This is a genomic window from Sphingomonas suaedae (genome assembly GCF_007833215.1).
GTDB lineage: Bacteria > Pseudomonadota > Alphaproteobacteria > Sphingomonadales > Sphingomonadaceae > Sphingomonas > Sphingomonas suaedae.
Map to the genome: position 1 here is coordinate 3,821,837 of NZ_CP042239.1, position 13,053 is coordinate 3,834,889.

At 66.5% G+C, this 13,053-nt stretch carries 11 protein-coding genes; 1 reads left to right on the top strand and 10 read right to left on the bottom strand.

Annotation, left to right across the window (positions count from 1 at the left end; genetic code table 11):
• Window positions 1–8: 8 nt before the first annotated feature.
• The 7 genes from FPZ54_RS18105 to FPZ54_RS18135 all read right to left on the bottom strand — a co-directional run bounded on the left by FPZ54_RS18105 (window position 9) and on the right by FPZ54_RS18135 (window position 7,882).
• Window positions 9–449 carry a DUF3035 domain-containing protein gene (locus FPZ54_RS18105; protein ID WP_145849206.1) on the bottom strand — a complete coding sequence of 147 codons (441 nt, stop codon included), beginning with the start codon at window positions 447–449 and terminating at the stop codon, window positions 9–11.
• The gene (lspA, locus tag FPZ54_RS18110) at window positions 442–966 is read right to left on the bottom strand and encodes a signal peptidase II (protein WP_145849207.1); all 525 of its coding nucleotides are present in this window, start codon (window positions 964–966) and stop codon (window positions 442–444) included. The genes FPZ54_RS18105 and lspA overlap by 8 nt, the downstream gene beginning before the upstream one ends.
• Window positions 963–4,043: an isoleucine--tRNA ligase gene (locus FPZ54_RS18115; RefSeq protein ID WP_145849208.1), complete on the bottom strand. Its 3,081-nt coding sequence runs from the start codon at window positions 4,041–4,043 to the stop codon at window positions 963–965. Before FPZ54_RS18115 ends, lspA begins: the two co-directional genes overlap by 4 nt.
• 155 nt (window positions 4,044–4,198) lie before the next feature.
• Window positions 4,199–5,128, bottom strand: coding sequence for a bifunctional riboflavin kinase/FAD synthetase (locus FPZ54_RS18120; protein ID WP_145849209.1), 930 nt, complete (start codon window positions 5,126–5,128; stop codon window positions 4,199–4,201).
• A 210-nt stretch (window positions 5,129–5,338) separates the two neighbouring features.
• On the bottom strand, window positions 5,339–6,505 hold the full coding sequence (locus FPZ54_RS18125; RefSeq protein ID WP_145850025.1) for a dipeptidase: 1,167 nt from the start codon (window positions 6,503–6,505) through the stop codon (window positions 5,339–5,341).
• A 109-nt stretch (window positions 6,506–6,614) separates the two neighbouring features.
• On the bottom strand, window positions 6,615–7,091 hold the full coding sequence (locus FPZ54_RS18130; protein WP_145849210.1) for a dihydrofolate reductase: 477 nt from the start codon (window positions 7,089–7,091) through the stop codon (window positions 6,615–6,617).
• Window positions 7,088–7,882 carry a thymidylate synthase gene (locus tag FPZ54_RS18135; RefSeq protein WP_145849211.1) on the bottom strand — a complete coding sequence of 265 codons (795 nt, stop codon included), beginning with the start codon at window positions 7,880–7,882 and terminating at the stop codon, window positions 7,088–7,090. Before FPZ54_RS18135 ends, FPZ54_RS18130 begins: the two co-directional genes overlap by 4 nt.
• Window positions 7,883–8,005: 123 nt before the next feature.
• Here FPZ54_RS18135 and FPZ54_RS18140 point away from each other — a divergent pair, with 123 nt between their 5' ends.
• Window positions 8,006–8,407 carry a JAB domain-containing protein gene (locus tag FPZ54_RS18140; protein WP_145849212.1) on the top strand — a complete coding sequence of 134 codons (402 nt, stop codon included), beginning with the start codon at window positions 8,006–8,008 and terminating at the stop codon, window positions 8,405–8,407.
• A gap of 1 nt (window position 8,408) precedes the next feature.
• On the opposite strand, the gene FPZ54_RS18145 is transcribed toward FPZ54_RS18140, so the two are convergent.
• From FPZ54_RS18145 to FPZ54_RS18155, 3 genes are all read right to left on the bottom strand, one after another.
• The gene (locus FPZ54_RS18145; RefSeq protein WP_145850028.1) at window positions 8,409–9,134 is read right to left on the bottom strand and encodes a class I SAM-dependent methyltransferase; all 726 of its coding nucleotides are present in this window, start codon (window positions 9,132–9,134) and stop codon (window positions 8,409–8,411) included.
• A gap of 38 nt (window positions 9,135–9,172) precedes the next feature.
• Window positions 9,173–10,300, bottom strand: a complete 1,128-nt coding sequence (gene prfB / locus FPZ54_RS18150) for a peptide chain release factor 2 (protein WP_145849213.1) — start codon at window positions 10,298–10,300, stop codon at window positions 9,173–9,175.
• 114 nt (window positions 10,301–10,414) lie between these two features.
• Window positions 10,415–12,922 (bottom strand): penicillin-binding protein 1A, encoded by a 2,508-nt coding sequence (locus FPZ54_RS18155; protein ID WP_145849214.1) that lies wholly within the window; start codon window positions 12,920–12,922, stop codon window positions 10,415–10,417.
• Between the last annotated feature and the right edge of the window lie 131 nt (window positions 12,923–13,053).

A 13,053-nucleotide genomic window follows, 5' to 3' on the forward strand; every position in this document is an offset into this window, starting at 1 on the left:
GACGCGTCTCAGTTCTGCGGCGGGGTCGGTGCGTTTCCGACCTGGGTCTGCGCTTCGCGGCCGTCGCCCTCGGGAGCGGCGACGATGTCGCGCGTGGTGCTGCCCTTGTCGACCACATTGGTGTCGGGGCTGCCCACGGCCGAGCGAACGCCCGCATCGGCGGCGCTGCGACCACCGGCGGCGTCGATCGCAGCGGTCTCGGAGGCGCTGCGCGGCGCAGTGCCGCCGAACAAGGCGTCGAGGGCCTGTTGCGAGGGGCCGCCGGCGTCCTGCGGGCGCGGGGCGCCGGGCTGGGGCGGTCGCATCGCGAAATCGGGCGGGATCACCAGCGGCGCCTGACGCGCAACGGCGAATTCGTCGGGACGCTTGCGGTCCAACAGGCCGCCGCCGCAGCTGGCGAGCAGGGTCGCCGAGCCGCAAACAGCGGCGACAAGCACGGACTTACGCATTGGCATTCTCCACAGGGGCGCCGCTATTCTCGGCCTTGGGTTTCTCACGCACGAACAGCGCCCGGATGAGCAGGATCAGGACGCCGATGGTAATCGCAGCATCGGCGACATTGAAGACCAAAAAAGGGCGCCATTCGCCAAAGTGCAGATCGGCATAATCGACGACATAGCCGAAGCGGACCCGATCGACGATATTGCCGAGCGCGCCGCCCAGCACCAGCGACAGGGCGAACAGGTCCTGGCGGTTCTGCTCCTTGAGCATCCACCAGCCCACGCCGCCCGCAATCGCGGCGGTGAGCGCGACCAGCCCCCAGCGCATCGTATCGGTCTCCGCCGCCAGCAGGCCGAGCGATACGCCGATATTGGCGACGAAGCGCAGGTCGAAGAAGGACACCACCTCGATCGCCTTGCCCGGCGCATCGATGCCCAGCCCCTCGACCACCCACGCCTTCATCGCCTGATCGGCGACGAAGATGAGCAGGGCGAGGATGAAGCCGATCGTCCGGTTGCGTGTCATGATACCACCTTGGTGCAGCGGTGGCACAGCGCGCCATCGGCTTCAACCTCTGGCAACAGCCGCCAGCAGCGACCGCATTTCTTGTGGTCGGTGCGGGTCACGCGCACCGTCTCGCCATCGCCCTGATGGACGTCCGCGACGATGAACACTTCGGCCAGTTCGGCAGCGGGGCGCAGCATGTCCGGCACGGTCACTTCTGCCTCGAGGCTGGAGCGGATCGTCTTTTCGCGGCGCAGCGGCTCGATCGCCTCGGTCACGGCCTCGCGCTGGCGGCGGATATCCTCCCATTCGGTCGAGACGGCGTCGTCACCGGGGAGCGACGGCAGCTCGGGCCATTCGAGGAAATGGACCGATCCGTCTTCGGACGGGAAGCGCGCCTGCCACACTTCCTCCGCCGTAAAGGCGAGGATCGGCGCGGCATAGCGGACCAGGGCGTGGAACAGGATGTCGAGGACCGTTCTGTACGCCCGCCGCTTGGGATCGCCGGGCGCGTCGCAATAGAGACAGTCCTTGCGGATATCGAAGAAGAAGGCCGACAGGTCTTCATTCATGAAGTCCGACAAGGCGCGGGCGTAGCGATTGAACTCAAACGCTTCGGCCGCCGCGCGCAATTCGACGTCCAGCATCCCGAGCTTGTGGAGAATGTATAGCTCCAGCTCGGGCATCTTCTCGACCGAGACCTTCTCGGCATCGCCGAACCCGTCGAGTGCGCCGAGCAGGTAGCGGAAGGTGTTGCGGATCTTGCGATAGGCGTCGCTGGTTCCGGCGAGCACCTCCTTGCCGATGCGGACATCCTCGAAATAGTCGGTCTGCGCGACCCATAGCCGCAGGATGTCGGCGCCGCTCTCACCGATGATCTTGAGCGGATCGACGACGTTGCCGAGCGACTTGGACATCTTGCGTCCCTGTCCGTCGAGCGCGAAGCCGTGGGTCAGGACGGCGTCATAGGGCGCGCGGCCGCGGGTGCCGCAGCTTTCGAGCAGCGAGGACTGGAACCAGCCGCGATGCTGGTCGGACCCTTCGAGATACAGGTTGGCGCGGGTGCCTGTCCCATAGCGCGCCTCGATCACGAAGCTGTGGGTCGAACCCGAGTCGAACCACACGTCGAGGATGTCGTTGACCACCTCATAATCGGCGAGGTCGTAGCCCGGGCCGAGCAACGCCTGATGATCCGCCCCGAACCACGCATCGGCACCTCCGGCCCGGAAGGCGTCGAGGATGCGGGCGTTGACCGCCTCGTCGCGGAGGTAATCGCCGCTCTGGCGATGGACATAGAGCGGGATCGGCACGCCCCAGGCGCGCTGGCGGGAGATGACCCAGTCGGGGCGCTGTTCGACCATCGAGCGAATTCGGTTTTCGGCGCGCGCGGGGACCCAGCGGGTCCGCTCGATGGCGTCGAGCGCGAGGTTGCGGAGGGTGGGGGCGTTGCCATGGGTGGGGTTCACGATCGGGCCGAAGCCTGCAGGCGCGGCGAAGGCGGGGAGTTCGTCGGCGGCGGAGCCGGGCGTTCTTAGCCCCTCCCCTTCAGGGGAGGGGTTGGGGTGGGGCCTATCCTCTGGGCGGTCGGTCTCTGTGAGACTGACAGGCCCCACCCCCAACCCCTCCCCTGAAGGGGAGGGGCTTTTATTGCCATCCATCGGGATGAACCATTGCGGGGTGGCGCGGAAGATGATCTTCGCCTTGGACCGCCAGCTATGCGGATAGCTGTGCGCGAAATCATCCGACGCGGCGAGCAGCGCGCCCGCTTCGCGCAGGTCGGTGCAGATCGGGCCGTCGGAAGCGACGAACTTCTTGTTGATCACCGATCCCTGACCGCCGAGCCACGCCCAGTCGGCGCGGTACATGCCGGCCCCATCGACCGCGAACACCGGGTCGATGCCATGCGCCTTGCACAGCAGGAAATCGTCCTCGCCATGATCGGGCGCCATATGGACGAGCCCGGTGCCGGCGTCGGTGGTGACGAACTCGCCGGGCAGGAAGGGGCGCGGCTTGGCGAAGAAGCCGCCGAGGTGGTGCATCGGGTGTCGGGCGGTGGCACCGGCGAGGTCGGAGCCTGGGAAGGCGTCGCTGACGTCGAACGAGATCTCGTAGCCTTCATTTCCGGCTGCGCTGGCAACCGAAGATCGGATGCGCTTCTGAACCTCACCCACAAGTTTGGACGCTATCAGAACCCGTCCATCATCCAGACAACGCAGCACGGGATCGGTCTGTGCGATCCGATTAAAACCGTCACCGGTACCGGGCGTAGTCTCGAAATGGACGGTCATCACGGCATATTCGACGTCCTCGCCATAAGCGAGGGCTTGGTTCACGGGAATCGTCCAAGGCGTGGTCGTCCAGATTACGGCTGAGACACCGTGCAGCCATGGCGCATTCGGCGCATCGACGATCTCGAACGCGACGTCGATCTGGGTCGAGACGACGTCCTCATATTCGACCTCGGCCTCGGCCAGCGCGGTCTTTTCGACCGGCGACCACATCACCGGTTTGGCCCCGCGATAAAGCTGGCCGCTGGTCGCGAATTTGAGCAGTTCACCGGCGATCGTCGCCTCGGCGTCGAACTTCATGGTGAGATAGGGGTCTTCCCAATCGCCCATGATGCCGATCCGCTCGAACTGTTCGCGCTGCACTGCGACCCATTTCTCGGCATAGGCACGGCATTCGGCGCGGAATTCGGCCGCGGGGACCTCGTCCTTGTTCAGCTTCTTGGCGCGATAGGCTTCCTCAATCTTCCACTCGATCGGCAGGCCGTGACAGTCCCAGCCGGGGACATAGGGCGCGTCCTTGCCCATCAACGACTGGCTGCGAACGATGATGTCCTTGAGGACCTTGTTCATCGCATGGCCCATGTGAATGTCGCCATTCGCATAGGGCGGGCCATCGTGGAGGATGAAGCGTTCGCGGCCCTTCCGCTGCTCGCGGAGGCGGTCGTAGACGCCGAGCTTGGCCCAGCGTTCGAGGATCGCCGGTTCCTTGGCGGCGAGGCCCGCCTTCATCGGGAAGTCGGTCTTCGGCAGGAAGACGGTGTCGCGATAGTCGGGCGCTTGGGCGCGCTGCGAGTCAGGTGTGTCGGTCATGAGTTTGCGCCGATTAGAGGAAAGCTGCGGAAGGTGGAAGCATCTCAAGCCCCTCCCCTTCAGGGGAGGGGTTGGGGGTGGGGCATTTCAGTCTCACCGAGACCGACCGCCAAGAGGACAGGCCCCACCCCAACCCCTCCCCTGAAGGGGAGGGGCTAGATAATTCGCAAAGCTTCCCGTGCCGCATCGCAATCGCGCGCGATCTGGACCTTGAGCGCGTCGAGATCGTCGTATTTCGCCTCGTCGCGGAGGAATTCGATCAGTTCGACCTCGATGGTCTGACCGTAGAGATCGCCCGAAAAGTTGAAGAAATAGGGTTCGAGCAGCTCGACCGGCGGGTCGATGGTCGGGCGAATGCCGAGATTGGCGACGCCATCGAGGACAGTGCCGTCCGACAGCCGTCCGCGCACCGCATAGATGCCGTAGCGCGGGCGCAGATAGCTGCCCAGGCGGAGGTTCGCGGTGGGGTAGCCGAGGTCGCGGCCGAGCTTGGCGCCGGGCTCCACCACCCCCTCGATTGCGAAGGGGCGGGTGAGCAGCGCGGCGGCATCGCGCGGGCGGCCTTCGCGCAGCGCATCGCGGATGCGGCTCGAGGAGATGATCTGGTCATCCTCCGAAACGGGGGCGACGGTATCGACGCTGAAGCCCAGCTCCGCGCCCAGTTGCGCCAGCACCGCGACATTACCGTCGCGGCCCTTGCCGAAGGTGAAGTCCGCGCCGGTGACGACCCCGCCTGCGCCGATCAGGCCGCACAGCCGCTGCTCCGCGAATGCGCGCGCCGAAAGGGAGGCGAGCGTGCCGTCGAACTGGAAGACCAGCATCGCGTCCGCGCCCGCCGCCGCGAACAGCCGCTCGCGCTGGTCGAGCGTGGTGAGGCGGAAAGGCGGGGTGTCGGGCTGGAAATGCCGCACCGGATGCGGATCGAAGGTCGCGACGATCGCCGGGCGGCCTTCGGCGCGGGCGCGGCTCACCGCCCGGCCCACCACCGCCTGGTGGCCGCGGTGAAAGCCGTCGAAATTCCCCAGCGCGACGATCCCGCCGCGCAACTGCGCGGGGACCGAAGCCGCTCCGTCCAGGCGCTCCATGCGCGGGGCTATAAGGTCAGGACGAGAGGAATCAAATCCTCCGCAATTCCTCCCCCAGCTTGCTGGGGGAGGGGGACCGCCCGCGCAGCGGGTGGTGGAGGGGCGGTCGCGCAGACGGCCGACAGCATCTCGGCAAAATTCCGCCCTCTGCGGGGCGGCCCCTCCGTCAGCACTTCGTGCTGCCACCTCCCCTGCGCGGCAGGGGAGGAATTAGCGTGGCACCATCCCCGCGCGCAGCACGCGCAGCACGTTGCCGCCCATGACCTTGCCGATCTCTTCCGGCGTGAAGCCGCGATCCACCAGCGCCTGGGTTACATAGATCAGCTGCGACGTATCGAAGCCGGTGGTCACCGCGCCGTCGAAGTCGGAACCGAGGCCGACATGGTCGATCCCGACGAGATCGCGGACATGCGCGATCGCTTCGGCTACCTTCGCCGGTTCCGTGCCGCAGATCGCGGCGTCCCAATAGCCGATGCCGACCACCCCGCCGGTTTTGGCGACGCCGCGAATCTCGGCGTCGGAGAGGTTGCGGTTGACCTTGCACACCGCCTGTACCCCGCCATGGCTGGAGACGACGGGGCGCTTGGCGATCCTGAGCACCTCGGCGACGGTCGCGTGGCTCGAATGGGCGATGTCGACGATCATGCCGAGCTGTTCCATCCGTCGCACGGTCTGGCGGCCGAGCGGGGTCAGCCCGCCCTTCTTCTCGCCATGCATCGATCCGGCGAGTTCGTTGTCGAAGAAATGGACAAGGCCCGCCATGCGGAAGCCCGCATTGTAAAGCCGGTCGAGATTGTCGAGCTTGCCTTCCATATTGTGCAGCCCCTCGATCGAGAGCAGGCCGCCGACCGCTTTTTGCCCCGCCGCGCGTGCGGCCAGCAGCGCGTCGAGCTCGCCGGGCGAGCGGATGACGTGGAGTTGCCCGCCGGAGCGGGCGGCGGCGCGGTCGAGCTTTTGCGCGTGGTAAAGCGAGCGTTCGAGCAGCGAGGTCCAGGTGCGGGGCGGCTGGAGCTGGGCGACGGTGAGCAGCGTGATGTTGTCGGTGTCGGCGCTGTTGGCGTCGTAATTCTGGTTCTTGGGCGTCTTGGTGACCGAGGAGAAGACCTGGAGCGCGACATTGCCGTCGATCAGCCGGGGCAGGTCGACATGGCCGCGATCGGCGCGGTCGAGCAGGTCGCGTTTCCACAGCAGCGTGTCCTCGTGCATGTCGGCGATCGGAAGGGTCGCGTGCAGCCTGCGGGTCTCGGGGGTGACATTGGGGAGGCTGGTCGCGACGACCTTGTTCATGCCGCGCTCGACGATGCCGGGGGCGAGGATGAGGAAGGCGGCGACTGCCACTACGATGAGGGCGAGTGCGCCCCACAGCCATTTCTTCATCGCATCCCCCATTCGTGATGCCGACATGTCCCGGCATCCACCGTGCCGCGCATCCGATCGCTCAGGGTTTTGCGGCACAGTGGCCCCCGGCACAAGGCCGGGGTGACGATCAGGGTGAGCGGGTGAGGGTGACGAAGCTATAGGCGGGGCGCTCGCCCTCCGTCGGGTGATCCTCGCGCGCGATCTCTTGCCACTCCGGCCCGAAGGCGGGGACGATCGCGTCGCCTTTCGGCGACACATGCACCTCGGTCAGTTCGACCCGGTCGGCGCGGTCGAGGAACAGCGCAAAGATTTCCGCGCCGCCGATCACCGCGATTTCGCCATCGCCTGCGGTCGCGAGCGCCTGTTCGACCGAATGCACCACCTCCGCGCCGTCCGCGTGCCAGTGGGGGTCGCGGGTCAGCACAATATGGCGGCGACCGGGCAGCGGGCTGGGGAAGCTCTCGAACGTCTTGCGGCCCATCACCATCGGCTTGCCCATGGTCTGCGCCTTGAAGCGCCTGAGGTCAGCGGGCAGCCGCCAGGGCAGGTCGCCATCGACCCCGATCACGCCATTATCGGCGCGTGCGAGATGGAAGGTGATCAGACCGCCACCGCGCCCTTGATGTGCGGCTGCGCGACATAGTCGTGCAGAGCAAAATCCTCATACTCGTACGCGTCGATCGACGGCGGCTTGCGCAGGATTTCGAGGCGCGGGAGCGGGCCGGGTGCCCGCGACAGCTGCAATTCGGCCTGTTCGACATGGTTGGAATAGAGATGGCAATCGCCGCCGGTCCAGATGAACTCGCCGACCTCGAGATCGCATTGCTGGGCGAGCATATGGGTGAGCAGCGCGTAGCTGGCGATGTTGAAGGGCACGCCGAGGAAGATGTCGGCGCTGCGCTGGTAGAGCTGGAGCGACAGCTTGCCGTCCGCGACATGGCATTGGAACAGGCAGTGGCACGGCGCGAGCGCCATCGCGTGGAGTTCGCCCGGGTTCCAGGCGGAGACGACCATGCGGCGCGACGCCGGATTGGTCTTCAGCGTCTCGATCAACTCCTTGATCTGGTCGATATGGCGGCCATCGGGCGCCTCCCAGTCGCGCCATTGCTTGCCGTATACCGGGCCGAGATCGCCCTGTTCATCGGCCCATTCGTCCCAGATGCTGACCCGGCGGTCCTGCAGCCACTTCACATTGGTGTCGCCGCGCAGGAACCAGAGAAGTTCGATGAAGATCGAGCGGATATGCAGCTTCTTGGTCGTCAGCAGCGGGAAGCCCTCGCTGAGATCGAAGCGCATCTGATGGCCGAACACGCTGCGCGTGCCGACGCCGGTCCGGTCGTTCTGCACCGCGCCGTCGCGCAGCGCGCGTTCCATCAGGTGGAGATATTGCCGCATGAAGCGAGCCTAGCCGAGCGCCGGAGGTCCGCCAAGCACGGTTGATCCGAAATGGAGGAATGATGCTCCAGACCGGATGTGGTTGCGCTCGACCCGGCAGCCGACGCTGGCGAGGCTGGAGCCATGGCTGGCGAGTCGTGCGACCCCACCCCGGATTCCCGTTTCGGCGCGCTGGCCAACCTGCTTGCGGCAAGTATCGCGCATGAGCCGCGCGAGGTTGCTGCCTTCGCCTATTGCACGCCCGGCGGACAGGTGCTTGGCACCTTGCGGATCGTGTCGCCGTGCAGCGGATCGCTCGACCTGCCGGTGCGGCGGATCGTTGCCGATGCGCTTCTGCTCGATGCCCCGCGCGTAATGATGGCGCATAACCATCCGCTGGGCGAGGCGTGGCCCAGCCGTGCCGATCGCGAAACCACCGGTCGCCTCGCCCGTGCGTTTGAGACGATCGAGTCGCGGCTGGTCGATCATGTCGTGGTCGGGCGGAGCGGGGCGATGTGGAGCTTTCGCGCCGCGGGATTGCTGTGACCTACTCGTCGCCCTGCGGCGTCGCGCCAGCGCTGGGTGAAGGCACGCCGCGATTGGGGCAGGCGCGGATCGCGGCGGGATCGGGGCGCGGCCCCTCGGCCCGGAACATGGCGAGATAGCCGCCCGCCGAGGGCATGTCGCGCATCGACACCAACCTATAGCCGACCGCCGCGAATTCGCATTTCAGCAGGTCGGGCGGGGTGCCGTGATTCTGCGTTTCGCGATTGGCATCGACGACGACGACCAGCCCGTCCTTGCGCAGCGATGGGCGCATTCGCCAGAGGAACTCATAGGGCTGCTCGATCTCATGATACATATGGACCATGAAGATCCGGTCGAAGCTGTTGTCGGGCAGCTTGGGGTCGTCGGGTTCGCCGAGGCGCACGCTGACATTGTCGAGCCGCTCGCGCGCGACGCGCTGGGCGAGTGCATCGCGCACCTCGGGGATGATGTCCTCGGCCAGCACCCGACCGTCCTTGCCGACGCGCTGGGCCAGGCGGATCGTGTAATAGCCCTCGCCCGCGCCGATATCGGCGACGGTCATGCCGGGGCGGATGTCCGCACGGTTCATCACCGTGTCGGCTTCATTGAGCCGGTCGCGCGCCTCCTCGGTCGACCAGCGCGCCGACACGATGGTGGCGACCGGGCGGTCCGCATCTGGGAATCTGACCTCCTCCGCCGGGGTCGGCTGGGGGCGCGGCCGCGTCTCGTCGCACCCGGCCAGCATCAGCGCGGGGGTCAGGATCAGCGCAGCGCCCGCCAGTCTCAATCCACGTCCTCCACCTCGACCGTCTCGCCGGTCACGCGCTGTGATAGCGCAGCAGCCATGAACGGGTCGAGTGCTCCGTCAAGCACATCCGACGGTGCGGTGGAGGTCACCCCGGTACGCAGGTCCTTCACCAGCTGATAGGGCTGGAGGACGTAGGAGCGGATCTGGTGGCCCCAGCCGATTTCGGTCTTGGCGGTATATTCGCCCAGCGCCGCGGCCTCGCGCTTGGCCAGTTCGGCCTCGTACAGCCGGGCCTTCAGCATCCCCATCGCGGTCGCGCGGTTCTTGTGCTGCGAGCGGTCCTGCTGGCTGGCAACGATGATGCCGCTGGGCACGTGGGTGATGCGCACCGCCGAATCGGTGGTGTTGACGTGCTGTCCGCCCGCACCCGACGCGCGATAGGTGTCGATCTTGAGGTCGCTCTCGTTGATCTCGATATCGATCGAATCGTCGATCACCGGATAGACCCAGACCGACGAGAAGCTGGTGTGGCGCCGCGCAGAGCTGTCATAGGGCGAGATGCGGACCAGCCGGTGCACGCCGCTTTCGGTCTTGGCATAGCCATAGGCATTCTCGCCCTTGATCAGCAGCGTCGCGGACTTGATTCCCGCCTGCTCGCCGGCGTGATAGTCCATCAGCTCGACCTTGAACCCATGGCGCTCGGCCCAGCGCGTGTACATGCGCTGGAGCATTTCGGCCCAGTCCTGGCTTTCGGTGCCGCCCGCGCCCGAATGGACTTCGAGATAGGTGTCGTTGGCGTCGGCCTCGCCCGACAGGAGGGCCTTGACCTTGTCCTGCTCGGCGCGTTCGGCCAGCGCGGCGAGGCCCTGCGTCCCCTCGACCGCCATCTCTTCGTCGCCCTCGGCTTCGGCCATCTCGATCAGCTCGCTGGTCTCGGCGAGCTCGCGCTCGATCGCACGCGTCGCAGTGATCGATTCGTCGAGGCGACGGCGCTCGCGCATCACGTCCTGCGCGGCCTTGGGGTTGTCCCACAGCGTCGGGTCCTCGACCCGGGCGTTGAGTTCGTCGAGCCGACGCAGCGCCTTGTCCCAGTCGATGAACCGGCGGAGCAGCGCGAGCGCGGCATTGATCTTGTCGGCGTAAGCCTGCGCTTCGGCGCGCATCGTAGAAACCTTTCAAACAAATCGTCACCCCAGCGGAAGCTGGGGTCTCAAGCCGCAAGCGAGCGGCGTGAGGCACGAGGCCCCAGCTTCCGCTGGGGCGACGAAATAGTGCCGCTAATAGATTCCGCCCTCGCGTTGCAAGAAGTCGCTGTCGCGCGGCCCTTCCTGGCGCACGGCCTTTTTCTTGACCTCCGCCTTGGGCGCTTCCTCTTCGTCGCGCATCGTCCGTCGGCGCGGCTCGCTTTCGGGCTTGAACGCTTCCCAGATCACCGCGCCCTTGGGGTCGGTGCCGGGCCAGGCGCCGAACACCCGCTTGCCGGTGGTGCGGTCGATGCGCACCATGCGGATGCCGGCGGGTGCCGTGAAGGGCAGCACGTCGAGCCCCTCATACGCCTTTTGCGCGAACGCCTTGAAGATCGGCGCGGCGATCGTTCCGCCCTGGGCATAGCCGCCCAGATTGGTCGGCGTGTCATAGCCCATATAGAGGCCGGCGATCATCTGGGGCGTGCCGCCGACGAACCATACGTCGCGCGGGCCGGACGAGGTGCCGGTCTTGCCCATGATCGGGCGGCCGAGGTCGCGCAGCACCGTCGCGGTGCCGCGCTGGATCACGCCTTCGGTGATATGGACCATCTGATAGGCGCTCATCGCGTCGAGCACCTGACGCGAGCGGATCACGGGGCGCGGCATCGGCTTGCCGTCCCAGTCGGGCATGTTGCAGCGATCGCAGGGGCGCCAATTTTCCGGCCAGACGACCTTGCCGTGGCGGTTCTGGACGAAGTCGATCAGCGTCGGGTTGAGCGCGCGGCCGTGATTGACCAGGATCGAATAGGCATTGACCATCCGCATCACCGTCGTCTCGCCCGCGCCGAGCGCATAGGAGAGATAGGGCGGATATTTCTGCTGGCTGACCCCGGTGCGCTGCATCAGGTCGACCACCTTGTCCATGCCGGTCTGGTTCGCCGCCTGGACGGTCATCAGGTTGCGCGACTGTTCGATGCCCCAGCGCATCGTCTTGGGACCCGCGCCGCGGGTGCCGCCGAAGTTGCGGAAGCATTTTTCGCCCAGCGCGGCGCCCTGCCAGACGCAGAAGGGGCCATCGACGATGATCGAGGCAGGGGTCATCCCGTTTTCGAGTGCGGCGGCGTAGACGATCGGCTTGATCGTCGATCCCGGCTGGCGCTGCGCCTGGGTGGCGCGGTTGAACGCCTGGACCGTCGCGTCGAACCCGCCCTGCATCGCCAGGATGCGACCGGTGCGCGGGTCCTCGACCACCATGCCGCCCGAAATCTTGGGGATCGAGCGTAGCGCGAATGTGCCGCCTGCGGGGGCCACCGCGATCACGTCGCCGGGCTTCAGTGCAGCGAAGGCGGTTCCGCCCTTGCCACGCACCGGCATCTGCGCGCCGCCGCGCGGCAGGGTGCCGGTACGGCCGTCGCCGAAGCCGATCTGCGCACTCGACGCGTCTTTCGAAATGACGATCGCGGCGCGCCAGTCCTCATAATCGAGGTCGATATTGTGGTTGAGCAGCGCGCTGCGCCAGCCATCGCCCTCGAACGAGGCCTCGCGCATCGGGCCGGACCAGCCGCGCCCGCGGTCGTACCGCAGCAGGCCCTCACGCAGCGCCTTTTGCGCCGCCTTCTGGATTTCCGGATCGAACGAGGTGCGCACCCACAGCCCGCCCGCATAGACGCTGTACGGTCCCGACTCCTCGGTCTCGCCGAATTTGTCGATCAGCTGGCGGCGGACCTCTTCGATGAAATAGCCGCCCAATGGATCGGTGCTGGGCGTCTTGCGCGGCACCGCGCCCAGCGGCGCGGCGAGCGCGGCGTCGAGCTGCGCCTGATCGATATAGCCATTCTCTCGCATCTGGCCCAGCACCCAGTTGCGGCGTTCGATCGCGCGCTTCTCGTGCCGCTCGGGCATATAGTTGCTCGGCCCCTTGGGCAGGATCGCCAGATAGGCGAATTGCGGCAGCGTCAGCTCGCGGACGCTCTTGTCGAAATAGGCGTTGGCCGCAGCTTCGACGCCGAAGGCGTTCCGGCCGAGCGCGATCTGGTTGAGATAGAGCTCAAGGATCTGCTGCTTGCTCAGCGAATTTTCGATGCGGAAGGCGAGGATCGCCTCGCGTGCCTTGCGGACATAGCTGACCTCGTTGGTCAGCAGCAGGTTCTTTGCCACCTGCTGGGTGATGGTCGAGGTCCCGCGCGGCGTCTCGCCGCTCACCAGCCCTTGCCAGGCGGCACGGATCAGGCCCGGATAGTCGACGCCGCTATGCTGGAAAAAGGTCTTGTCCTCGGCCGAGAGGAACGCGCCGACCATCAGTTCGGGATATTCCTCGAACGACAATTCGACACGGCGCTCGCGCGCATAGCTGCGCAGCGGCATCCCGTCGCCGGCGCGGATATTGGTCGGCAGCGGCGGCTCGTAGGTGCGCAGCCTGTCAACCGACGGCAGGTCGCGCAAAAACAGCGCCCAGAGCGCGATCGTGCCGAGCCCGGCGAGCAGCGCAAGCCAGGCCAGGATGCGAAACCACCATTTTTTGCGGAGTTCCGCAAAACGGTTGCCGACATCCTCGCGCGTGAACTTGAGCGTGAAATTGGGTTGGTACTGATCGGCCATCGCGCGCGGGGTTTAGCAGGATACGCCGGTCATGCCACCCGCCTTTGCGACGGACGGGGGACGGGACGGGGGTCGCGACACCGAAAGCGAGGATAGCGCAGGACGGCTCAAATCGAATGCCGGGTGGATCG